This is a genomic window from Aurantibrevibacter litoralis (genome assembly GCF_034651555.1).
GTDB lineage: Bacteria > Bacteroidota > Bacteroidia > Flavobacteriales > Flavobacteriaceae > Aurantibrevibacter > Aurantibrevibacter litoralis.
Genome location: NZ_JAYEEQ010000008.1, coordinates 55932 through 80245, shown reverse-complemented (window position 1 = coordinate 80245; position 24314 = coordinate 55932). Strand labels below are relative to the sequence as shown.

Sequence of the window (24314 nt, the reverse complement as noted above, 5' to 3'; positions counted from 1 at the left end):
GGAATACTCAATATTTCTTTAATTAGGTTTGTTTGACGCTGAAAGGCCATTTTTACAAGCAAACATGTGAACCAGAATTTGAATAAACAAATAAAAGAACAAAATGATTCAAGGAAAAAATTACATTGGAGGAGAAGTATCGGCAAAAGGCGAAAAAGTGTTTACCACCTTTAATCCCAAAAATAATACGGTAAATTCGTGGGAATTTTATGAGGCCTCCCCTGCTGAGATTGATGTGGCCGTAGAATTGGCATGGGAAGCATTTCAAAAGTATAAGAATTTTTCGGGAAAACAAAAGGCGCTATTCCTAAGAGCCATTGCAGAAGAAATAGAAGCACTTGGGGATGACTTATTACACGTATATTGTTCAGAATCCGGTCTGCCCGAAGGCCGGGCACAAGGCGAAAGGGGCAGGACAGTGGGTCAATTACGTGCTTTTGCTTCGCTTTTAGAGGAAGGTTCATGGGTTGAAGCGACTATTGACACCGCCCAACCAGACAGACAACCCATTCCTAAAGTAGATTTGCGAAAAATGCTGTTTCCGTTAGGTCCTATTGTTGTTTTTGGGTCCAGTAATTTTCCCCTAGCTTTTTCTACCGCAGGTGGCGATACCGCAAGTGCCTTGGCTGCCGGATGTCCCGTCATCGTGAAAAGTCACCCTATGCACGCAGGTACCGGTGAGTTGGTGGCGTCGGCCGTATCAAAAGCCGCCTCGCGCACAGGAATGCCAAAGGGCGTATTTTCTAATCTTAATAGTAGCGGATTTGAAGTAGGCCAACAATTGGTAAAACATCCTAGAGTTAAGGGGGTAGGCTTTACCGGAAGCATAAAGGGCGGTACAGCCCTGTATCATTTGGCCAACCAAAGACCGGAACCTATTCCGGTGTTTGCGGAAATGGGAAGTATCAATCCCGTGTTAGCTTTGCCATCAGCGCTAGAAGAAAAGGGCGCCTTTTGGGCTGTCCAATATGCGGGATCTATTACGATGGGAGCGGGGCAATTCTGTACCAATCCGGGTTTAATAATCGGTGTTAAAAGCAACGCTTTAACCGATTTTGTTGCGCAACTAGGCGATGCAATTACAAAAATAGATCCTATTTGCATGTTGCATCCAAATATACACGAGGCATACGAAAAGAATAAAATGGAGCTTTCCTCACAAAAAGGCGTTGCTGTTGTAGCGGAATACCACACCGATGTACAACCCAATTTTGCACAACAGAAAGTATTAACTGTTACAGGTACCGACTTTTTGAAGAATCCTACGCTGCACCGTGAAGTTTTCGGCCCATTTTCTATTGTAGTACAATGTGAAGACGCCAAAGAAGTTACTACGGTTTTAGACCATCTGGAAGGACAGTTAACGGGCACCGTGTTAGGTAATGATGCTGATCTGGAAACGTATTTGGAGAGTGTAGATGCGCTTCAAAGTAGGGTAGGGCGCCTCATTTTTAACGGAGTGCCTACAGGAGTAGAGGTGTGTCCGGCTATGCAGCACGGCGGCCCTTTTCCGGCATCTACGGACAGTCGTTTTACCTCGGTTGGCGTATCTGCTATTAAGCGATGGGTACGACCAATTTCCCTGCAAAACTGGCCTCAGTCATTATTACCGGATGCTTTAAAAAATGACAACCCTTTAAATATTATGCGCATCCTTAACGGGGTGCATACCAATGCAAAAATTTAATGTTTCATGTGTTTGTCTCTAATTTAGTAAATCGATCCAAGACTGCCCCTGTTTGCAGAGAATGGTGGCGATATCGAGTGGAAAGGTTTTGTTAGTGGGAGTCAGGGTATTTCACCGGATGGTAGCCCCGCTAATACCCGATTTAAAACCGATGGATATTATACAAGCATCGATGCGCCTCTATTACTTATTTCGTATTCCGAAGCACTGTTTATCAAGGCAGAAGCTGCATTTTTAGCGAACGGAGGAAATCAACAAAGTACAGGAACTAATGCTTTAGCCTATGACGCATACGTAGAGGGTATAGCTGCAAGTATGGAAATGTATGGTGTTGATGGAGCAGATTACCTGGCAGATGGTGCTATTTCTGTAGGCGCAAATCAATTAATGCTTCATCATATAATGAAAGAGAAATACATCCATAATTTTCTAAATCCGGAAACTTTTGTAGACTACAGACGTTATAATTTTTCCGATGAAGTATTCATAGGGTTGCAGATCAGACTAGAAAATAATAGCGCCGACCCTGAATTTGCTGGACAATGGTTTCGAAGAGCCAATTATCCTCCAAGTGAACTAAACAGGAATGAAGCTAACGTATTAGCGAATCAAAAAACGCCAATAACTCCAATGTGGTGGGAAAATTAAATATATCCATAAATCAATTAAAATAGCTGTTCTTTAATCCAAAGAATTCCCCGGGGCAAGTCCGCCGGGGTTTCTCTATCCACCTTCCTTTGAAGCAGTCGAAACTGCTATTGGTCGTTTCGAATGAGGTAAATTAATGAATTTCGGTTTTGAGCTTCAGGCGAAAAAACGATGTATTGAGCAGTTCGATAGGCTCCCTGTATCACCCGTCGAACTAATACCGATAGCTATCGATATGGCGAAACCTGCCATGAATACCTCGATAAACTCAGTATACCATGTATTCCAAGGGGTATCCCTAAGGCTTTCCTAGGGGATAGTTAGTTTCAAGAAATTCTTTATTAGTTTTTTATATTTATGTTGATTATCATCAGTATCTAGTATCTTAAAAAGAGGTAGCGAAGTTCAAAATCGTATAAAAATGGGCATCGGTGGCTCTTTTCTCAATTCATTATTTGAGAAAACTAGAGATTGGAAATCGCTAATGGTTTATTTTTTACTAAGCATACAATAGGGTCTTAGGCATACGATAAACTCAATCTATCTTATTTAAAGTAAAAGAGGAGGACTAAAATCATCAAATTCATGTATTTTATGTTTTTTTTCAGCTTTTTCGGCACATGCCAATAGAATCTAACCTAATTTTAAATTTTATAATTGTAGATAAATAAATATGAATTTTAAAGAACACATAGTATCGGCTTTTGTGCTGTATTTTTTTGGCTTTTTTACATTTGCCCAAGATGGGTTTACGCAACAATCGTTCACCGATTTAAATTCGTTTAAAGCGCAGGCTGGAAATTGGTTTTTGGTCGGTGATGTGGTTATGAATCCTTTGGTAGCGGTAACCCATAAGGAAAGCTTACCCCTAAAGAAAAAGGAGAAAAGGAAGAAACAAGAGGCAACAGAACTTCCTAAAGCAGTGCAATTTACTGAGGGATCAGGGATACTTCTTAATGTTAATAATGAGAACAGTAAAGACGCCTTAATTACCCAATGGGAACATGGAGATATGGAATTGGAGCTTGATGTGATGTTGCCAAAAGGTTCTAATTCCGGAATTTATCTTCAAGGACGGTATGAAATACAATTGTTTGATAGTTATGGTGTAAAAAGCCCTAAATATTCCGATATGGGAGGCATTTATCGCAATTGGGAAAAGGAACAAGGAAAAGTTTACCTAGGTAAAGCACCACTATCTAATGCTGCAAAAGCTCCCGGTTTATGGCAACATTTAACCATTAATTTTAGAGCACCTCGATTTGATAGTGATGGTAATAAGGTAGCAAACGCGAAAATAGTACAGGCAACGCTTAACGGTATTACCATTCATCAAAACGTAGAAATTCCTTTACCTACTGGGGGTGCCATAGAAAATAACGAGAAAGCGGTAGGGCCAATTATGATACAAGGTGATCACGGTCCGGTTGCTATAAAGAATTTTAAATATAAACTATTAAAAGAGTCAACCGTAGCATTAACGCCTTTTAGCTACGAGGCTTACCAAGGAGATTTTAAGACAGATACGGATGTTCTTAATGCCCAACCTGTTTCATCAGGTACTTTAAATGAGTTAACTTTTAAAGTATCTGCCACCAAAAATAATTTTGGCGTTCGCTATGAAAGTATGGTAACTATAGCGGAAAGTGGAAGCTATACCTTTAAAGTTTCTTGTAATGGTTCGGCTTCCTTAAAGGTAAACAATGTAGTTTTAAGTGATGATGATTGGTCTGTGGCTACAGGTACACTAACTTTAGAAGAAGGGATATATCCTTTAGAAATAGTGTATTACAAAACAGTTGGGTGGTTAGAGCCTAAACTTGGGTTGGAAATTAAAAGTGAGAATACACTTTCCAAAAGTTTTCACCATATAACCTCATATCCGCCCGATGGCGATTTTGTTGCTCCAATTTATGTGAATGTAGGGGCTTCACCCAAACATTTAAGAGCTTTTTTGGATTATGAAAAAGACCGGGATCAACGTCTTACCCATACCATTGCAGTCGGTGATCCGTCAGAATTACATTATGTATATAATCTGGCTTCAGGTAATATAGCCTGTGTGTGGAAGGGTGCCTTTATTGATGCAACCCCCATGTGGCACAATAGAGGCGACGGTTCTTACCAGCCAAGGGGAGTGGTTACATATTTATCTAAAGAAAGCGCATTTACTACTAGTAATGGGGATTCTTTTAAAAGCTTAGGATACACTTTAGATGAACAAGGAATACCTACTTTTTTGTATAATGATATGGGCGTAAAAGTAAAGGATAAAATTTATCCGGATACTAGTAAGAAACATCTTATACGAGAAGTTACTTTTGAAAATGTACCAAAAGAGAATAGTCCGGAATTTAAACTTGCCCATGGGCAAAACATTCAAAAATTAACCGATAGCTTGTATGTGGTCAATCAGTCATATTATATCCATTTGGAAAATGGAACTAGAGCACATATTGCTAAAAATGAGCTAGGAGAACTTATGTTAGTAAGTCCTAGCATTTCTCCTATAACATATTCTATAATTTGGTAACTCAAAAATCATGATTAAATTTAATTCACTTTTTATAATCGTAGTCTCATTTCTAGTGGTGCAGACTATACGGGCTCAATCCAATATACAAACTGAAGATGATTATTATCGCATAATTAACATTCCGGTTCCAGAGGGAATGCTTTTAGAAGTGGGTGGTGTTACAACGCTTCCAGATGGTAGAATGGCTATTTGTACCAGAAGAGGCGATGTATGGTTTATTGAAAATGCTGCTTTGGAAGATAATAGCTTGCCAAGATTTACTTTGTTTGCTTCCGGTTTGCATGAGCCGCTAGGACTGGCATACCGAGATAATGCACTCTTTGTGGCACAACGAGGCGAACTCACAAAGCTTTCAGATACAGACGGAGACGACAAGGCAGATCAATATGAAACCATCTATGCATGGCCTCTTTCAGGGCATTATCATGAGTATTCTTTTGGCCCTAAATTTTCTCCGGACGGTAATTTTTACGTTTCCACTAATGTGGCTTTCGGCGATCAAGAATGGTGGCGCGGTGAGAGTCGTGTACCATGGAGGGGCTGGACACTCAAAATTACAAAAGACGGTCAATTGCAACCTTGGGCAACGGGTATGCGTTCTCCTGCAGGATTAGGCATCGTTAACGATGAGTTATTCTATGCAGATAATCAGGGTGATTGGAAGGGAAGTGGTGCTATTTGGCATTTAGAAAAGGGGGATTTTACGGGTCATCCGGCAGGATTGCGCTGGTCTCAAGATCCCATATCACCTGTTAAACGAAAACAAGAGGATTTTTATGCTGCTTTTGACGAACGTCGTATAACCAAAGAAGGGAGAGCTGTAAAGCCGGAGAATATTCAGGATGAAACAAATCCGCTGTTACTATCAGACGCCCAAAAACGTTTTCCGGAAATAAAGTTACCGGCCGTTTGGTTGCCTCATGCTATACAGGGAATTTCTACCTCAGAGATTATTATGGATGAAACTCAAGGCAAATTTGGGCCATTTGGCGGACAAGTTTTTGTGGGTGATCAGGGTCAAAGTAAGATAATGCGTGTTTTTTTAGAGAAAGTAAAAGGAGTATATCAAGGTGTTTCTTTCGATTTTAAGTCGGGTTTTCAATCCGGTGTGCTGCGCATGGCTTATGGTAATGATGGTTCACTTTATATAGGTGAAACCAACCGAGGTTGGGGCTCTGCGGGACCTAAAGATTCCGGGTTTCAACGATTGGTGTGGACAGGCGATGTACCCATGGAAATGAAAACGATAAAAGCCATGCCCGACGGTTTTGAAATTGAATTCACAAAACCAATAAATAGAGATTCCGCAGAAGATTTGGATAGTTATACCGGGCGTTCATTTACTTATAAATATCATTCCGTCTATGGCAGCCCAACCATCAATGAAGAAGATTTAAAGATTAAAGGAGTAAAAGTATCCGATGACTTATTAAAAGTTCGATTGGTAGTAGAAAACTTGCGGCAATACTATATTTATGAAATAAACACACCTGGCGTCATGTCTTTAAAAGAAAACCTTCCTGTGCTGCATCCACAAGGTTTTTATACTTTAAATAATATTCCCGATGGGGCTAAGGTGGCACTAAGCTCGTTGAGCACCAAGCGCATGACATCTAAAAAGACAATTAGAAAAACAACGGTAACTAAAACGGTAGCAGCCACCAAGGTATTAACCACCGAGGAAATTATGCCACTATTACAAAGTAATACATGTATCGCATGCCACCAAGTAAACAAAAAACAAGTGGGGCCTGCCTATGTAGATGTTGCAAAACGAAAATATTCCAATGAAAGAATAGTAGAACTAATATACAATCCCGAACCTTCTAACTGGCCAGAGTACGCAACACCAATGGCACCAATGCCACAAGTGAAACGGGAAGATGCCCTAAAAATAGCAGCATGGATAAATTCATTACGCATGGGGGACTAAGAAAGGCTTACTTTTGAAATCTGAAACAATATCTTCATTACGTTTTGACAAATAGGAAACAGCCTAAATACATTTAGCAACCGTACTTTTTTTTTGAAAAAGGTAGTTCATAAACAATATATTTGTACTAACCTGAGCAACGTACTACATTACGTGTAGTTTTGGCGTAAAATAGTGTTTTTATATGTCGCGGAATACATTTGTTTGCATCGATGCTCACACCTGTGGCAATCCTGTTAGAGTTGTAAAGCACGGGGGGCCTCATCTTAAAGGGGCAACCATGGCAGAGAAGCGTCAACATTTTTTAAAGGAATACGACTGGATTCGAAAAGGGTTGATGTTTGAACCCCGCGGACATGATATGATGAGTGGTAGTATTTTTTACCCGTCTTCCGATCCTGCTAATGATTTTGGCATCCTTTTTATTGAAACAAGTGGCTGTTTGCCTATGTGCGGACATGGTACTATAGGTGCCATAACTATTGGTATAGAGGAAGAGTTGCTGCAACCCAAAATACCCGGAAAGGTTCGGATGGAAACACCTGCCGGATTAGTGCTCATTGAATACCAACAAACAGGGAAAAAGGTAGATTGGGTAAAACTAACCAACGTAAAATCATATTTGGCGGCTTCCGAACTCACTATTGAAAGTACGGATTTAGGTGAACTCGTTTTTGATGTGGCCTTTGGGGGTAATTTCTACGCTATTGTAGATCCGCAGAAATGTTTTTCAGGCATCCAGGATTTTTCCGCCGGGAAATTGGTGCAGTTTAGTCAAGAAATTCGGGAAAGAATCAATTTAAAATATTCTGATAGATTTATTCATCCGGAGGATACCCATATTCGGGATGTAAGTCACATACTGTGGACTGGAGCTACCTTGGCACCCAATGCAACGGCTAGAAATGCTGTTTTCTACGGAGATAAAGCAATTGACCGATCGCCTTGTGGCACCGGAACTTCCGCACGCATGGCGCAGTGGCATGCCAAAGGCAAATTAAAAATGGGACAAGAATTTATTCACGAAAGCTATATTGGTTCGCAATTTATAGGAACAATTGAAGAAGAGACGAGTCTGGCGGGTATTCCGGCTATTGTTCCCGGTATCAAAGGGTGGGCTAAAATTTACGGACATAATACAATTGTAATTGATGAAGACGATCCGTACGCTTACGGGTTTCAGGTAATTTAATCTAAAGATTCCCCGAGCCATGGCTCAGGGTTTCCGCTTTACCGCTCCTTGGGAGAGGTCGGAACTGCAAAGGGCAGTTCCGGGTGAGGTGAAATATAAAATTTATGTTTTTGGTGCAAAGCTGAAAATGAAACTTGCGTACTATACCTTTAGTTCGCTTCGGTAACAGGCAAGTTTGAAGAAATATTATATTCCTTTGCGTATCGCTTCGGCGGACGAGAAGATATAGGTTAATTACTTACCGATCGAGTTTGAAAAGGTTTTGGGATGGCGTTGGGGTTTAATACTATTTAATTTATGGAAAAAAATGTTGTAATTATTGGAGGGGGTATTGTAGGACTCAGTGCTGCCTATTTTTTGCACAAGGAAGGACATCAGGTAACCGTTATTGATAAATCGGATATTACCTCTGGAGCCTCTTTTGTTAATGCCGGCTACATTACTCCAAGTCATATTATTCCCTTGGCATCTCCCGGTATGATTGCCAAAGGCATAAAATGGATGTTCAATTCGGCGAGTCCGTTTTATATGAAACCCCGCTGGGACACCGATTTTTTTAAATGGACTTGGTATTTTCACAGGGCATCAACCAAAGAAAAAGTAGCAAAAGCTATTCCGGTGATTAAAGATATTAATATCCTCAGTAGAGCATTGTTTGAAGGCATCAAAACTAGCGGCGATTTGGGTTCTTTTCAATTGGAGCGCAAGGGTCTGTTGATGTTGTACAAAACCGATAAGGCAGGAGCACATGAAATGGAAGTGGCCGAAAAAGCAAAATTTTTGGGTCTTGAAGTAGCCCAATTGAACAAAAAAGAATTAGACGCATTGGAGCCCAATGTAAAAATAGACGCTCAGGGAGCCATACATTATATTTGCGACGGACATATGACACCCACCGAGTTTATGCCGAAGTTGGTCAATTTTCTGAAAGAAAATGGAGTGGTTATTAAGACGAATGAAGAAGTTATCGATATCAAATTCAACAATCAGACCCTAGCTGAAGTTCTTACTACTAAGGGAAACTATAAAGCCGATGAATTTGTCTTAGCTGCAGGATCCTGGAGTGGTAATTTGGCAAAGAAACTCCAACTGAATCTTCCTTTGCAAGCCGGGAAAGGGTATCGAATTAATGTTGCGCAAGCTACGGGAATTCAACTTCCTGCCATTTTAATGGAAGCCAAGGTAGCCGTTACCCCCATGAACGGTTTTACTCGTTTTGCCGGAACTATGGAGTTTTCGGGTGTCAATTCAATTATTCGGAAAGAACGCGTTGAAGCTATTGCGAGAGCTGCCACCTATTTTTATCCGGAACTAAAAATTAATGATGAAGAAAAAATGGCAGCCCAAAGCGGATTACGCCCGGTTTCACCCGATGGTTTACCCTATATCGGCAGATCTTCCAAGTTTAAAAACCTTGTTTCTGCTACCGGACATGCCATGATGGGATGGAGTCTGGGTCCGGCTACGGGGCAACTGGTTTCTGAAATTATAGCGAATAAAAAGACATCGATGGATATTGCACCTTTTGCTCCGGATAGGAGGTTTTAATTCACCTAGAGTGTCAGGTCGATTTTTTAAACTTGCTTTTCCACAAGTTAAAAAAAAGTACCAGTCCGCCGTAGGAGGATCGAGACCGTTACCTTATCTTGAAGGTCTTCTCAACGTTAAAATAATAATGTTTTACAGTAGGACACAAGCAAGATGCTAGATTCAATTGCGGATTATAATCTTATGTAAACCAAAACTTTCAATTTAGTTTTAATAATTTAATAATTATTCCAAGTTGTCCTAAATGATAGATATCATGATGAAGCATTCCGTTTAGAACAAATCGGTATTCATGCCATCCCTTAAAATCATTATCATAGTATTTCTGAACCAAAAAACTATCCTCTCTGTTCTCTAATAAGGCTATAACTTCTAATAACGAATCCTTGTATTCCTTTAAGATTTTCTTCCATCCTATTTCAATCAAAAGGTCGTTGGTAAGCCAGCTTTCTTCACCATTGTCTATCAAAGAGCCTTTACCATTATTAATCTTAAGTATTGTTTCTTTTCTCCAAATGGTGAGGTGGGAGATAATTTCGGCTATGCTATGAAGGTTAGGCAAGGGTCTGGTAAATACTTCAGTTTCATCAACCATGGCTAGCTTTTTGGAAAAATTTTCACCTAGCCAAATTTTTGCTTCCTGTATCTCTAGAAGTTGATTGCTGATTTCTTGGATTAAAACTCTCAAATTGTTGTTCTTTGTGAAGTTTATTTTATGTGTTTTGAAAAGTTCATCATGCCACCAAGAACTCTAACTATGAATATTTCATTTTGGCCCTTATAATAAAACACCACATGTGATTGATATCTAAACCGAAACAGCATTTGATTTTTAACTGCCACATAGCGCTTACCTAGTTCGGGATTATTTGCCAGTTCCTGTAAAATTTCCTTTAGCCCATGTGCGTATTTTAAAGATTGACGCTTTCCTAATTCTATTAAGGTGTATTTGGCAATGGCTTTTATATCGCTCCTTGCTTTGGCACTAATGACATATTTATTGTTCGTCATTGTGCTCGTTTATGGCCTCCTCCCATATACTATCTATGGTGGCATCCGATGGGCCGCTCTCCATTCCCTCAATTAGCGCATCGTTCAAATCTACTATTTGCTTTCTTCGTTCCTGATCTTTTCGAATAATATCCCTGATATATTCGCTATCATTCGTATAAAAACCCTGTTCAATCAAGCTTTTTACGTACGCCTCTTGTTGTTCTGTAAAGGTGATGGACTTTCTAATTACCGCCATAATGAACCAATAGTATTAATACTGGTTCAAGTTAGAAATAAAATTCAATTTAAACAACTATCGAGGAATAAACTGTTTATCGTCGTTGTTGGTGTTTTTCACCAAGATCCTATTCTGGTCCGTTAAAAAATGAAGAATTGTTAGTAACTGATGGCTTAATAACCCGATAGTGTCGAATTTTTTCCTTGCATTACTTCTCCACTTCATAAAACAGTTGGGAATACCCTACTTTTCCATTTGAAGTAATCCCCTCACAGATAAGCACCATTTTTCCGGTAAGGTCGCCATTGAAAAAACTTGTTTTTGCCAGACCGTAACTGTTGGTAACCATATTAGGCTTCCAATGCAGCAGTGTGCGCCTGTCAGGAACATTCCAGTCTATTTTTGAGGGTTCATGATATTCGGGAACATAATATTCGCGGATAGGAGTAAATTGGGGAGCTGTGTCATTTATAAGGTTGGTAGTGTTGGATTTGGGGAAAGCACCATACAGACCTTTTCCCGAATAGGTATAAATGGCAAGTATGGCAGGAAACGGTGGAGGTGGACATACTGGTGCACAATCAAAAACCTGACGGTGGTATTTATTTGCCGTACCTGTATTTCGAATGATTTCTGCACTTTTAACCGCTCTTACCGGAATATTACCGATGAGATGATAATCCCGCTCATGTACGGGAATACCATCTATAACCACGTAGGTCCAATCCGCACCATAAACGTAGGCAATTTCAAACCCTAGACCGTTTCGGAGCCGTTCAACCTTTATATCCTTTGGGTAATTGAAAAGCAACCATCTGTAAAGGTTATTTGTCCAGTTCTTTTGTTTGTTTACCAACTCTCTGTTGTCGATGACCACATCCGGAATCCCATGAAGTGCTACCATTTCAGCCCGCTCTGGCGTAACCTTATAATCACTCACCACTACTTCATCCAGCGCTATGGTATTTGGCAAGAGCAAAGGATCCTCTTTTATATCCTCTTCCATCTTTTGGAACATTTTCTTTTCGACAATACTATCTACAGGAACAATGACTTTTTCCAATCCGTAGGCTATTTCAGGGACTTCGTACTCTTTGATGTTTATTTTTAGGTCACCCCTTTTGTTGCTCGCATCCGAGGGCTGTATCACAAAATTTCTGCCGAGTCCATAGCTGTCTCCCAACCCAAACCTAAAATACCCTGTACTATCAGTCTCTAGTGTATAAACCTCTATGGGTTCTTCCATTAGGAGTATATTTAAATCATATTCGTTCTTCTTTGTTATGCCCTTTTTGCTTACTCTTTGAAGATCATCGACAGTACCTTTTATTTCCAAACCTTTTTCAGCATCAACAAGTTTTGGCTTTTTCCTCTCTTTGTATTTATAGTTGGTCCAACCCTGTGTCAACATTAAATCATCCAGGTCGGTCAAGTTTTTGGTATTTTCAAAATAGTATGATGGGTTTTCAACCGTTCCCTTTATATCAGATTGCAACAAAAAGTAGGAGACAATAGTGTTCCTTTCCAGATTGGTGCCATAGAAATAACTGGATTCAACTGCCATAACAGAGACCGAGGCTGGTATGGATTGTCCATTTTGCCGTGTAGATATGGAAACTTGAACGCTGTCCCGAACAGCATAGCGATCCTTATCCGTTTCTATGGTTATATCAAGGTTTTGTTCATTACGTTCATTGAAAAAATGACGCTCTGCCACGGGGCCATAATTTTTATCAAAGACCGTAATTCCAATAACCCCGTGGGGAAGGTCTTCTGGCTGAACTCTATAGGAAAACATCCCATTTCTGAATCTGGCCTTAATCCCGAAAAGGTTCTTGCCCCTGTGGAACAGCTTGATAAAGACACTATCCCTATTCTTTTCTTTGTTCCAAATTCTTAATTCCTTATCTAATCCTTTATTAATCAAACTGAAAACCTGACCTGTCTTTTTTGCTTTGGGCAATTCGTACTTAAACGTATTCCCGCTTTTGGTAGTTAAAACACCATAATAGGTCTTTTCTGCTTCCGGTGTTAGGATTACTTTGCCCATCCCCAACGCATTGCTTTTAAATTCGGCAACTTTAGTATTGTTTTTATCTTCTATAGTTCCTTGGATTTCTGCGCCCTTTCCCCGATAATCTACATACTTAAATCCAACTACACTTTGTAAACCCTCTACCAAAGAACCACCTTCAGGAAAAAACTGTAATGAGCCGTATTCTTCATCAAGGACTATGGCCTTTGTGAACACCTCATTTTTGGTCTGTAACCGGTAATGTACTATTGGGACATTTAGTGGAACCTTATGTTGTGTGTTTATGTTCAGTTCCTTTTTTTTTGGTTTTATAACAATAGAGTCTTTTCCCCCTTCCCAACGCATGTATAACATGGCATCACCAGTATGAAGACTGTCCAACGCCTTAACTGCAATGGTAGATGATAAAGAAAATGTACTGGAATTTAGGTCTTTTGTGAATACTATATCCCGAATGGGATTGGGTTTGCCATCAGCTTGTTGTAATCGATATAGATGAATAGGAATAGAGTTAATAAAATCCGAACCAAAATTTTTGTTCCATTCTGTGTATGCCCTAACCATATATTTGCCTTCTGGGTAACTTGAATGCAACTGAAAAAATCCATTAGCGACACCACCACTTATCTTTAAAAGATTTTTGTCAACTATTCGGTTTTCCAATGGGTCAATCAACTCAACATGAAGTACGCCGCTTTTTGTTGTAGGCATGTGGTCAATTACATCCGTTACTATGGCTTTGAACCAAATGGTTTCTGAGGTATTAAAGGTGGTTCCGGAAAGTTGTAGGTATATTTTTTCGGCATCTGCAGCATTTGCGAATACTTCAGTTTCCTTTTCCAAAGGATTTTGTGTATGACCGATTTGTGCGAATAAAAATGCATAAATGAGCACAGTTGCATAAAAAAGCGCTTTGAGCATGACTACCGCCAGTTTTCTTTAAAAATAAGCACAAAAACGATAAAATAAAATGCATCCGTGTAAACAGATATGACAAATCGAAAAGAGATTTCTTGACAACGCCTGACGGCGCGGAAATTTTTTCCGTTCCTTTTACTTCTTGAGAAATACAAAACTCCTTGTCGGACTTCTTCAATCTAAAGATTCCCAGACCCTTGGGTCGGGGTTTCCTATTTACCGCTCCTTTGGAGATGTCGGAACTGCCTTTTTGCAGTTTCGGGTGAGGTAAAATACAAAATTTCGGTTTTGGCCCAAAGGCCAAAATGAAACTGGCAAAACCCGTACTGAGCGCAGTAGAAGTATTCCCCTATGGCTTGCCTCGGGGATAGTCAGTTTCAAGAAATTTTTTATTTGAGACCTTAATGCTGCAAAATTAAGGACTACGACATCGTATAGACTATCCTTCGACGCACTGCCAAAGTTATATTTTTTTAACGGTTAGAGTTTCTGAGCGGAATTTATTTTTGTCAAAATCTAAGGTTCTTATAGGGAACGGAATATTAATTTTATGGGTGTTGTAGGCCGCTTTTATAGCCATAATACCAGAACTTTGGGCTGCTAGCATATCTTTTCGGTTGTTAACATCGGTCCAAAATCGGATGATAAAATCAATAGAGCTATCACCAAACGCAGTATAGAAAAACTCTATTTCTTCATTTTGGTTTTGTGGGTACAGGGTTTCTATTGCCTTTGTAGTTACCTGCTTCACCAGCGCTAAGTCGCTCTCATAACCAACACCGCAGCTTATGGTTATTCTGGAGCGTTGGGTACCACTAAAATTTTTAAAAGGGGCATCAATAATTTTTGAATTTGGAATTACCACGGCATTATTATCTGCCTCCATAATGGTAACACTTCTAAGGTTAATATCGATCACTTTGCCTTCATGGCCGTTAGAAACAATCCAGTCGCCAATTTGAATATTAGGTAAAAAAGATAGAATAAATCCCGAAAAGGTATTGTGCAGCGTGCCTTGTAAAGCCAAACCTATGGCCAAACCAACCACCCCGGCTCCGGCTAAAACCGAAGTAAGCACTTTGTCTAAATCTAAAATGGCTAAAGCGCTGAAAAACCCAACGAGTACAGTTACAATAAAGGCAGTACGGGCCAGAATGGCTTTTATAGATTCTTGCCCCACCTTTTTTAAAAGCACTTTTTTAATGAAATGCGCCAAGTATTTACCGGCATACCAAAACACTACAAAAACGAAAATGGCCAGCAGAAAGTTTGGTGTTTTTAAAATGATCATCTCGCCCCAGGCGTAGAGTTTATCGATTACTTTTTCAAATGCCTTGCTGATTTCAAAATCTTTAAACATGCGCTATACCATTGATTAAAAGAATATTCCGAACGGAAACATCTCAAAGATACTATTTTTAAATTTTCAAGAAGAGCCGCAATCCAAAAATGGCAGCATCTAATGCTCAGTTTTTACATGTATATAGCGATATGCGAAACTATATTATTAATGTAGTTGTGTTTTATCCCCCTCCTTGGGAGGGGATAGGGGAAGTCAAAAACGAAATGCATCGATTTTATCAGGACGTGATAGTAGCACGGATTGTAATTCCGCACCCGATGGGGCGTAACTATTTTCCGTGCCTTATACTTCTTGACAATTTCCCCTTTATTTGAGCTAGCATTACCGTAGAACCCTTCTTATTTATAGCTTGCACAGATTGCAAATCTGCGCTATCGGGCGAAAATCCGCGCCATCGGTGCGGACAACGGACAACTGAAAACGGACAACTGAAAACGGACAACTAAATTATCGCTTACAACGAAATCCCCCGCTTCCAGGGAATAAAATCATCTTGTCCTAAGCGTACTGCAGCGGTGGTTTCTTCGCCGCTTGCTACTTTAATAAGGTATTCTAACAAAGCTTCTCCTTTGGTTTCAATCGTGTCTTCCCCGGTGATGATAGTGCCCGTATTAAAATCAATAATATCTTTCATTCGTTCTGATAGGGTATTGTTACTGGAAATTTTGATAACCGGGGCAATGGGATTTCCGGTAGGGGTTCCTAACCCAGTGGTAAAGGCAATTAGGGTAGCTCCTGCACCTGCCAACCCGGTGGTGCTTTCTACGTCATTGCCCGGAGTACACAACAGGTTGAGTCCTTTTTTTGTAACTTTTTCAGGATAATCTAATACATCTGTAACCGGTGAAGTGCCTCCTTTTTTGGCGGCACCAGCCGATTTCATGGCATCGGTAATCAACCCGTCTTTTATGTTGCCCGGTGAAGGGTTATTTTCAAATCCGGAGCCCACCGCCACCGCTCGTTTGGAGTAAGCAGTCATGAGAGCGGAAAATTTTTCGGCACTTTCAAGGGTTTCACATCGATTTAATAATTCTTGCTCCACTCCATTGAGTTCGGGGAACTCAGATAAAATGGTTGTAGCTCCCAAAGCGACCAAAAGATCAGAAGTGTACCCCAAAACGGGGTTTGCGGAAATCCCCGAAAAACCATCGGATCCGCCACATTCTAGACCAAGTACAAGCTGACTCAGCGGTGCCGGTTGTCGCAGTACTTTATTAGCCTCTATCAATCCTAAAAAAGTTCTTTTAACAGCTTCTTCAATGAAATGGCGCTCACTTTTGCTCTTTTGTTGCTCCATGATTACAAGCGGTTTCGAAAAATGAGCATCCCGAAGCGCGATAGCTTCCTCTACGATTTTATATTGTGCATTTTGGCACCCTAAACTCAGTATGGTGGCTCCGGCCACATTGGGATTCGTGACATATCCGGCAAGTAAATGGCATAAGGTATCCGAATCCTGTCGGTCGCCGCCACAACCCCCGTTATGGTTCAAAAACTTAATACCGTCTACATGGGGAAAGGTGCGATTCAATTTAATATCTTCTGAGGTTTTTATGAGGTTAGCATTTAATAAATCAGCCTCACTACTTCCATTTTTGTACTGGGTAATCAAGGAATCTATATCTACTATAAAATCATTGCTTGTTGAATACCCTAATGCTTTCAGCAGCGTTTGTTTCATGACCTCCACGTTTCTGTTTTCGCAGAAAACCAAAGGGATCACCAACCAGTAATTGGCCACACCCACACTACCGTCGGTTCTATGGTATCCGTTAAAGGTTCGGTTTTTCCATTGGCTGACATCCGGGGCTTGCCAAGATTTTTTTTCTCCTGATATCTTGTAGGCTTGGGAATCGTGTACTACGTTTTCAGTAGTCAATTGTGTACCTCTTTTAATGACTTGGGTAGCTCTTCCTACCAGGCAGCCATACATCAGCACAGGATCGCCTTTTTCAAAATCTAAGGCCGCAAACTTGTGTTTTGCAGGAATTGTAGCCAATACCGGAAAGCTATCGTTTCCATAAAGAATGTTTGTTCCGGGTTGTAAATCTTTGAGGGCAGCAAAAACGTTATCTTTAGGATGAATTTGCAGGTAAGAAGTACTCATAAATTTCTTGTGCTATAATAGAAGGTTAAAAATAACGCTTTATATCGAGTTAAAAGTTGACCATGGCTTTTATAACACCGTTTGAAGGATCTAACCATCCATCAAAATGAGAAATCATTTGCGCAGCATCTACGGTATGCGTTATAAATGAGGACGTTGGGAAAAGTCCTTTCTCTAGAATTTCCATCACATATTTAAAATCGGTTATCGTGGCATTTCTACTGCAAAGTAAGGTAGTTTCTTTAGCATGTATGGCCGGATGCAGAAACGTAAGTTCGCCTTTTGAAAGTCCCACTAAAACATACCTCCCACCATGTGCCATATAATTAATACCGGCTTCTAGGGCACCTTTATGGCCGGTGGCATCAAAAACCACATTGCACAGATTTCCTTTCGTAATATCGGAAATGGTCACTTTAGTTTTTTCATCAGCAACAATGCAATGGGCTGCATCAAAATAATCCTGGACATACTGTAGCCGCTGCTTATTTACATCAACTACAATAACATGAGCTCCTGCAATTTGCGCTAACTTAATAATGCCAATACCAATAGGGCCGCAACCAATTACAGCAATAGTTTCGCCGGCTTTTAGTTGCGCACGTGCTAAAGCATGTGCTGCAATAGCCAAAGGTTCTACAAGGGCAATTTCTTCTAAGCGAAGGTGCTGAGCGGGTAGCAGTAAATCTATAGGCACAGAAATTTGCTCTTGCATTCCACCATCGGTATGTACGCCCAAAACCTGCATATTAACGCAGCAATTGGTTTTCCCTTGACGGCAAGCCACACAAACACCGCAACTGACATAGGGCATTATCGCTACCTTGTTGCCCACCTGTATGCCTTGTTGGTTTTCGTCTATAGCAACCACTTCGGCGGCAAGTTCATGTCCTAAAATTCTAGGATAGGTGAAAAAAGCCTGATTTCCGGAATAGGCATGTAAATCCGTACCGCAAACCCCAACTTTTTTAATACGCAAAAGGGCTTCCCCTGGGTTACGTTCCGGCTTATTTTTTTCTTTCATGAGAAACCTCCCCGGTTTTTCACAGACAATGTATTTCATTTTGTGAATAGTTTTAAAATATGGGTTACTGCTAAGGTGCTAAAATTATTTTATGGAGCTATCATGTACTTTCATAAGATTTCACACTATCAATAGATGAACCAAGCTGTAAAATAATGGTAAATTGTGTATTTTTAGGGTTAGGAGAATCAAACATTGTAAATCTATTCTAAAGCGATGAAGGAGATCAGCAGCAATTTTATTTTGAATTGGGAAGGTAGAAAAAAATCCGAGCAACGGAAAATATATAGCAGATTGCAACATTAAATTTAGCATTTATGGAAAAAAGTAAAGATTTGGCAGATTACCACCACCCTATAACGTCTATGTTTTCCAAACCCAAGGCTAAAGAAGAATGGGAACAATATAGACTTACCGAGGAACAAGTGGCTTCTTTTCATGAAAATGGATATCTATCCGGTATAAAATTGTTGGATGAAACACAGATTGCCATATTGAACAAGGAACTTGCGGAAATAACAGATCCTAAACATCCGGCACATCATCTGTTTTATGAATTTCATTCGAATGAATCTACGGATCCCGAAGCGGTTTTGTTTCATTCGTTAGGGCATTGGCGTATTGCAGAAGGTTTTCACGATGTCTTATGGAACCCCGCTTTTTTAATGGTAGCAAGTCAACTTTTAGGCGATAAAGATGTCCGGTTTTGGCACGATCAATTGTTTTGCAAACCTGCCAAACACGGTGGAGTAGTGGCGTGGCATCAAGACTATTCGTATTGGACACGCACCATTGCCATGCAACATCTTACCTGCTGGGTGGGTTTAGACGATGCGACTACAGAAAATGGGTGTTTGCATTATATCCCTAAGAGTCATCGTTGGGGATTATTAGATAAACCCGAATTGGCTGGCGAAATGAATGGGATTATGGCCTACTTAACCGAGGCTCAAAAGGCAGAATTTACTCCAGTACCGGTAGAACTTAAAAAAGGGTATGCTACTTTTCATCACCCTTTATTGGTTCATGGCTCTTATGCAAATACTTCCGAGCGAAGTCGCAGGGCATTTGTGCTCAATGTTTTTGCAGACGGCACGGTGAGCAACACCAATGATGTTTTATTACAAGGTGTTCCTATCATAAAAAAAGGAGAAAAGATGGAGGGCAAGTTTTTCCCTCTCATTTTTCAGCGTTAAATCCATTTTACAATTAAATTATTTTAGCGTACTTCGCAAAAAAAAGAACGCTATGACATTATTTGTGGATATGGACGAGGTAATGGCGAATACCTTTAAAGCGCACATAGATCGATATAACGCAGATTTCAATGAAAATCTAACCGAAGCAGACTGTATGGGGCGCGAGGTATGGCAATGCGTGCCCGAAGATCGCCAAGAGAGTATACATAAGCACGCATCCTTAGATGGTTTTTTTATGGAATTAGAGCCTATAAAGGATAGTCAGGTCGTGTTAAAAGAACTTTCTCAGAAATATGAAGTCTATATTGCATCGGCAGCTATGCAATACCCTAAATCTTTGATCGAAAAATACCATTGGCTAGATGCCCACTTTCCGTTTATCCATTGGAAAAAGCGCATCTTGTGTGGCGACAAGCATATTTTACATGGGGATGTCCTTATCGATGACCGCACCTTTAATTTAGAAACATTTAAGGGTAGACCTATTATGTTTACCTCGCCCCATAATATCAATACAAATGGTTTTGAGCGCGCCAATACATGGTTAGAGTTGGGGGATAAGCTTTTATAATTCTTGAATATTAAAATGCGTTGTAAGAATTATGAATTTTTTTAAGAGGTATTTTTTTAATTTTAAGCCATCAACCAAATAGATATGCCTCATAATAAAAAGCCGCATCAGAATCTTTTTATAGTAATTTACCTTAATGAAATTATTCCTTTAAGTGCTGGGTTGAAGTCTTTTTTGGCGACCCATATTAAAAGTACTGTTTTTGCAAAGGGAGATCTCATATGTAAGAAGGGACAGGTGTGTACTAATCTTCATGTGATAAAGAAAGGGGTGGTCCGAGGTTTTTTTATGGCGGATGAAACAGAGGTTACTACATGGATTAGTTCGGACAACGATATTTTTACGTCCATTACCGGATATTTCAGAAATGAAGTCGCCATGGAAAACATACAGGCTTTAGAAGAAACCCATTGCGTGTACTTAAGCTATGAAGACATGCATTTCTGTCTTAAAAATTTTCCGGAGATGAGGGATTTAAACCGTATTCTCATGGAAGACTACTATTTACACGCAGAAAACAGAGCGTATTTGGCCAGAATCCCTTCGGCATTAGGGCGGTGGCATCATTATCGGGCAACGTCCAAATCAGAAATAATAGATAGGATTCCAAAGAAGTATTTAGCTTCTTTTCTAAATATGCGCCCTGAAACCTTGTCGAGACTACTGAAAAATGGACTGTAGTTTAGTGCAGTAGGCACTTACCTACACTTTTGAATTCGATCTTATACTCTGTATTTACTTAATTTGTGATGCGAACAGGATGATACGCCTTTAGCAAACGAACTCCAGATTTTAAACCTTTCTTTCTTCATTTTTATATGGCGCATTAGATTGTTATTGTCGTCTATACCCCAACGCAAAAGCTTCATATACCGCTTAGGAAATATAGATCTAATCGAACTTATTCAATCTAAAGACTCCCCGACCCTTGGGGTTCGGGGTTTCCTATTTACCGCTCCTTTGGAGAGGTCAGAACTGCCTTTTTGCAGTTCCGGTTGACGTAAAATACAAAATTTCGGTTTTTGGCCCAAAGACCAAAATGAAACTGGCAAAATACCTCTATGGCTTGCTTCGGGGATAGTCGGTTCCAAGAAATTTTTTATCTACCCTTTTTATCGACGAATTGTTAAAAAAATCGATAAAGTGATCTAAAAAACCGATGAAATTGACATATGTCATGTTGTTTTACGATTTTTTATACTTGAAAAAGTTGTAGGACGTTAGCAGAAAAAGATTACACAAAATAAGTTAAATCCTACAAATTAATTAAAATTATGATGACACGTACAACGATCCAATTGAACAAATTGATGTTGCTTTACTTTTTTACAGTATTCTGTATTGCGACAGCACAAGAACACAAATCATCCGCTTCCGAAAGGGACGTTGCTTCAGTACTGGCCATAGCCATGCAACATGAAAGTCTTTGGAAAGAACCTCTAATAAAGGCTACCCATCTATCAAACTATTACATTTTGCACCATAGTGTGGAACTGGATTTGCCAGAGGCGTTTTCAATTAACGGAATACCCGTTTCCTTGATAGAAAAAGAAGAACTCAGTTCCCTTGGCGACCAGCCTTATTTTATTGTACATACTCTAGTTGTAGATAGAGATAGCGCATTCGTGGGGATTTATTTAACCTATTCTGACAACGGATCTGCCAAAACCTCCAATACAACACTGAAATTACTTAAAGAATCTGACCAATGGTCAATTGATAAAACCACACTTTAATTTAAAAATCAAACTAAAAATGAAACCAAAATTAAGACTAAAATTACCTTGGTTGTTGTTGCTCTTTGTTGTTTTTGTGGGATTAAACCCATCTCAGGGGCAAACCAACAGAATTTTAAATAACAACAGACTTCGGGTAGGGAACGGAACGGAAAATTCCATAAACAATTCCGGGAACATGCAGCAACCCTTCTATTTCAATGGTACTACATGGCAAAAGCTGACATTCAGTACCTTTCCCCTAGATATTGCATGGGGCATTGGAGGTGATGGCACCTCAGGTTGGAATACTAACGGCTCCATTAGCCAGAACCCCATATTCGCTAATCAGACCTTTGATTTCTCAGGATTTACCATTACCAATTCAACCACGGGAGAAGGTTTTGGTCAAATTAGAACTAGCGGGGAAATTACGCTTGGCGGTCAATTGTTCCGGGTAGAGAATTTGTTCGAGTTATTGCAACCTGAAGGCTATATTGCTATAAAGGTCAAAATAACTAATATTAGCGGTTCCAACGCTAGCAATGTACGGCTTTGGGTAGGTACGAGGGATGATTTTGTCGGCGGCTCAGATAGACCTACAAAAGAAAGAGGCAATTTGATTGATGAAGAGTTTGTTCGCAATACCAGTATGGCAGATCAAGCCAAAGCCATTAAAATCTCTACCGCCCAAGAAGCTATTTTGTTTTTCAGTAATTCAGATAGAGCATTTTCAACCATAAGCAATTGTTGTTCATTCAGTAATGCCTACCTTCAAAATCCGGCGACCAATGCCATAACCACAACTGGCGATGGTTCGTATGCCTTATACGTAAGGTTCAACGATCTGGGCGTAAACCAAAGTGATGAACTCATTTGGTATTATGGTGCCGGCACCTTACCGGAGATTGATGAAATCATTATGCGCGTGGCCAGTGCTGCTATTGGAGCGTTTGAAAATATAACGTATAATTCGGCAGACTACGCCGCAACCACAGTACAACCCGGTACGGGTTATTGGCTTGCGGTACCACAAGGATCAACCCCGCCCACAGAAACCCAAATAGAAGCAGGAGTCAATTATGGGGGCGTTACCGTAGCGGCAGCTGGCAATGCAGCAATGCTGGCCAATCAGGAACACGTCTTCCATTTGTCAAACTTGGAGGCATTAACCACTTACGATTTTTATTTCGTTTCTAAATTTTTTGATGGGGTCAATGATGCCTACACAGAGGTCATCTCAGAAACTTTAACTACTAAGGAGGCTCCTCCTGTTATTGTCGATTTTAATCCGAAGTCAGCTGCACATGGTGAGACCATAACTGTAACTGGAGCAAATTTTAGCACCACGAGCAACGTGGCCATTGGTACGCTTAATGCGCTGTTTTCGGTTGTTGATGCCAATACCTTAGAGGTTACCGTACCCAACGGTGCCACCGATTTTTATATTACTGTAACCAATGAGAGTGGATCGCACACGCTGCAATCCGAAATCGTAGGCAATACAGACGCTCCATGTACTACTGGCTGGGGCGGTGCCTGGCAAACGATACGCACCGTTACTACGGGGGCGTTGAGAACAGTGACCTTACAGTTGGAAAACACAAATGCGACCAACAGCTATGATTTATGGTTGGAATTACATGAAACCGATAACGACCCTGCTTCGGCCAACCCTGCTCTGAAATTCAATTCCTTATTGGAGGCTTCTGAAATCGTCACCGTTCCTGCAAATACTGTTCAATCAGATTTTAGTTTTACGTTTACCGCAGGTACGGTGCTTCAAGAAAATACCAACTACTATGTGGTTCTTAAAGAATCTACATCCAACCCGCTAATCACTGGAGAACAAGGTATTTTCAAGAGATGCTCAACTTCCGGAACTACCGATGGTGGTGCAGGAAATAATTTTGGGACATTGCACCATAGTTTTACGATGAGCCCTGTTTTGGAAATCAGCAATCCGCCAACAGGAATCTCCCTTTCGCCAAATACGATCCAAGAAAACAATACCGTAAATCAGTTGGTAGGACTACTGTCCACGATTGATGCGGATACAGGCGACACGCATGATTATGCTTTGGTTACAGGTGTCGGTGATACGGACAATGCCCATTTTAGTATTGATGGTGCCAATTTATTGGCCACTACAATATTTGATTTTGAAACCAAAACTTCCTATTCCATTAGAGTACGTACGACAGACTCGGACAACAACATCTTTGAAGCGATAATCACAATAAGCGTTACAGATGAGGTAGATGAGGATTTTGACAGTGATGGAATATTGGATTCGGTGGACAACTGCTCTACCACCCCAAATGCCGATCAAGCTGACCTAGACGGTGACGGTATTGGAGATGCATGCGATGCCGACATTGATGGTGATGGAGTTCCCAATGATGAAGATGCTTTCCCCACCGATCCCAACGAGGATACCGACACGGATGGCGATGGTACGGGAGATAATACCGATCTGGACGATGACAACGATGGCACTCCGGATGATGAAGATGCTTTCCCCACCGACCCCAACGAGGATACCGACACGGATGGCGATGGTACGGGAGATAATACCGATCTGGACGATGACAACGATGGCACTCC

At 40.4% G+C, this 24314-nt stretch carries 18 protein-coding genes; 11 read left to right on the top strand and 7 right to left on the bottom strand.

Annotated elements, in window-relative coordinates; genetic code table 11:
- Nucleotides 1–103 precede the first annotated feature (103 nt).
- From U1E44_RS08760 to U1E44_RS08735, 6 genes are all read left to right on the top strand, one after another.
- Nucleotides 104–1687 (top strand): aldehyde dehydrogenase (NADP(+)), encoded by a 1584-nt coding sequence (locus U1E44_RS08760; protein WP_322930694.1) that lies wholly within the window; start codon nt 104–106, stop codon nt 1685–1687.
- A 30-nt stretch (nt 1688–1717) separates the two neighbouring features.
- Nucleotides 1718–2335: a SusD/RagB family nutrient-binding outer membrane lipoprotein gene (locus U1E44_RS08755; RefSeq protein WP_322930759.1), complete on the top strand. Its 618-nt coding sequence runs from the start codon at nt 1718–1720 to the stop codon at nt 2333–2335.
- A 673-nt stretch (nt 2336–3008) separates the two neighbouring features.
- Complete coding sequence (locus U1E44_RS08750; RefSeq protein WP_322930693.1) at nt 3009–4868, top strand: 3-keto-alpha-glucoside-1,2-lyase-like domain-containing protein; 1860 nt, start codon at nt 3009–3011, stop codon at nt 4866–4868.
- 10 nt (nt 4869–4878) lie between these two features.
- Entirely contained in the window at nt 4879–6804 is a 1926-nt protein-coding gene (locus U1E44_RS08745; protein ID WP_322930692.1) for a DUF7133 domain-containing protein, read from the top strand.
- A 184-nt stretch (nt 6805–6988) separates the two neighbouring features.
- Nucleotides 6989–7996 (top strand): 4-hydroxyproline epimerase, encoded by a 1008-nt coding sequence (locus U1E44_RS08740; RefSeq protein ID WP_322930691.1) that lies wholly within the window; start codon nt 6989–6991, stop codon nt 7994–7996.
- Nucleotides 7997–8293: 297 nt separating this feature from the next.
- Nucleotides 8294–9544, top strand: coding sequence for an NAD(P)/FAD-dependent oxidoreductase (locus U1E44_RS08735; protein WP_322930690.1), 1251 nt, complete (start codon nt 8294–8296; stop codon nt 9542–9544).
- 199 nt (nt 9545–9743) lie between these two features.
- On the opposite strand, the gene U1E44_RS08730 is transcribed toward U1E44_RS08735, so the two are convergent.
- The 7 genes from U1E44_RS08730 to U1E44_RS08700 form a co-directional block, all read right to left on the bottom strand.
- On the bottom strand, nt 9744–10232 hold the full coding sequence (locus U1E44_RS08730; RefSeq protein ID WP_322930689.1) for a DinB family protein: 489 nt from the start codon (nt 10230–10232) through the stop codon (nt 9744–9746).
- Nucleotides 10233–10252: 20 nt separating this feature from the next.
- Complete coding sequence (locus U1E44_RS08725; RefSeq protein WP_322930688.1) at nt 10253–10555, bottom strand: type II toxin-antitoxin system RelE/ParE family toxin; 303 nt, start codon at nt 10553–10555, stop codon at nt 10253–10255.
- The gene (locus tag U1E44_RS08720) at nt 10542–10793 is read right to left on the bottom strand and encodes a type II toxin-antitoxin system ParD family antitoxin (protein WP_322930687.1); all 252 of its coding nucleotides are present in this window, start codon (nt 10791–10793) and stop codon (nt 10542–10544) included. The genes U1E44_RS08725 and U1E44_RS08720 overlap by 14 nt, the downstream gene beginning before the upstream one ends.
- A gap of 190 nt (nt 10794–10983) precedes the next feature.
- Complete coding sequence (locus tag U1E44_RS08715) at nt 10984–13731, bottom strand: hypothetical protein (RefSeq protein ID WP_322930686.1); 2748 nt, start codon at nt 13729–13731, stop codon at nt 10984–10986.
- Nucleotides 13732–14191: 460 nt separating this feature from the next.
- Nucleotides 14192–15088: a mechanosensitive ion channel family protein gene (locus U1E44_RS08710; protein ID WP_322930685.1), complete on the bottom strand. Its 897-nt coding sequence runs from the start codon at nt 15086–15088 to the stop codon at nt 14192–14194.
- A gap of 457 nt (nt 15089–15545) precedes the next feature.
- Nucleotides 15546–17198, bottom strand: a complete 1653-nt coding sequence (locus U1E44_RS08705; protein WP_322930684.1) for a UxaA family hydrolase — start codon at nt 17196–17198, stop codon at nt 15546–15548.
- 49 nt (nt 17199–17247) lie between these two features.
- Nucleotides 17248–18261: a zinc-binding alcohol dehydrogenase family protein gene (locus U1E44_RS08700; protein ID WP_322930683.1), complete on the bottom strand. Its 1014-nt coding sequence runs from the start codon at nt 18259–18261 to the stop codon at nt 17248–17250.
- Between the two features lie 278 nt (nt 18262–18539).
- Between U1E44_RS08700 and U1E44_RS08695 the strand changes: the two genes are divergently transcribed.
- From U1E44_RS08695 to U1E44_RS08675, 5 genes are all read left to right on the top strand, one after another.
- Entirely contained in the window at nt 18540–19418 is an 879-nt protein-coding gene (locus U1E44_RS08695) for a phytanoyl-CoA dioxygenase family protein (protein WP_322930682.1), read from the top strand.
- A 52-nt stretch (nt 19419–19470) separates the two neighbouring features.
- Nucleotides 19471–19992, top strand: a complete 522-nt coding sequence (locus tag U1E44_RS08690) for a 5' nucleotidase, NT5C type (protein ID WP_322930681.1) — start codon at nt 19471–19473, stop codon at nt 19990–19992.
- A gap of 84 nt (nt 19993–20076) precedes the next feature.
- Entirely contained in the window at nt 20077–20673 is a 597-nt protein-coding gene (locus U1E44_RS08685; protein ID WP_322930680.1) for a Crp/Fnr family transcriptional regulator, read from the top strand.
- Between the two features lie 593 nt (nt 20674–21266).
- Complete coding sequence (locus U1E44_RS08680; RefSeq protein ID WP_322930679.1) at nt 21267–21728, top strand: hypothetical protein; 462 nt, start codon at nt 21267–21269, stop codon at nt 21726–21728.
- Nucleotides 21729–21747: 19 nt separating this feature from the next.
- Nucleotides 21748–24314 (top strand): thrombospondin type 3 repeat-containing protein (locus U1E44_RS08675; RefSeq protein ID WP_322930678.1); only part of this gene is annotated, 2567 nt, incomplete at its 3' end.

What these genes read in the sequence shown, in the direction of transcription:
- U1E44_RS08710 (WP_322930685.1), bottom strand. Translation starts at nt 15,088, where the DNA reads ATGTTTAAAGATTTTGAAATCAGCAAGGCATTTGAAAAAGTAATCGAT.
- U1E44_RS08700 (WP_322930683.1), bottom strand. Translation starts at nt 18,261, where the DNA reads ATGAAATACATTGTCTGTGAAAAACCGGGGAGGTTTCTCATGAAAGAA.
- U1E44_RS08750 (WP_322930693.1), top strand. Translation starts at nt 3,009, where the DNA reads ATGAATTTTAAAGAACACATAGTATCGGCTTTTGTGCTGTATTTTTTT.
- U1E44_RS08705 (WP_322930684.1), bottom strand. Translation starts at nt 17,198, where the DNA reads ATGAGTACTTCTTACCTGCAAATTCATCCTAAAGATAACGTTTTTGCT.
- U1E44_RS08725 (WP_322930688.1), bottom strand. Translation starts at nt 10,555, where the DNA reads ATGACGAACAATAAATATGTCATTAGTGCCAAAGCAAGGAGCGATATA.
- U1E44_RS08690 (WP_322930681.1), top strand. Translation starts at nt 19,471, where the DNA reads ATGACATTATTTGTGGATATGGACGAGGTAATGGCGAATACCTTTAAA.
- U1E44_RS08735 (WP_322930690.1), top strand. Translation starts at nt 8,294, where the DNA reads ATGGAAAAAAATGTTGTAATTATTGGAGGGGGTATTGTAGGACTCAGT.
- U1E44_RS08685 (WP_322930680.1), top strand. Translation starts at nt 20,077, where the DNA reads ATGCCTCATAATAAAAAGCCGCATCAGAATCTTTTTATAGTAATTTAC.
- U1E44_RS08740 (WP_322930691.1), top strand. Translation starts at nt 6,989, where the DNA reads ATGTCGCGGAATACATTTGTTTGCATCGATGCTCACACCTGTGGCAAT.
- U1E44_RS08760 (WP_322930694.1), top strand. Translation starts at nt 104, where the DNA reads ATGATTCAAGGAAAAAATTACATTGGAGGAGAAGTATCGGCAAAAGGC.
- U1E44_RS08680 (WP_322930679.1), top strand. Translation starts at nt 21,267, where the DNA reads ATGATGACACGTACAACGATCCAATTGAACAAATTGATGTTGCTTTAC.
- U1E44_RS08695 (WP_322930682.1), top strand. Translation starts at nt 18,540, where the DNA reads ATGGAAAAAAGTAAAGATTTGGCAGATTACCACCACCCTATAACGTCT.
- U1E44_RS08715 (WP_322930686.1), bottom strand. Translation starts at nt 13,731, where the DNA reads ATGCTCAAAGCGCTTTTTTATGCAACTGTGCTCATTTATGCATTTTTA.
- U1E44_RS08745 (WP_322930692.1), top strand. Translation starts at nt 4,879, where the DNA reads ATGATTAAATTTAATTCACTTTTTATAATCGTAGTCTCATTTCTAGTG.
- U1E44_RS08720 (WP_322930687.1), bottom strand. Translation starts at nt 10,793, where the DNA reads ATGGCGGTAATTAGAAAGTCCATCACCTTTACAGAACAACAAGAGGCG.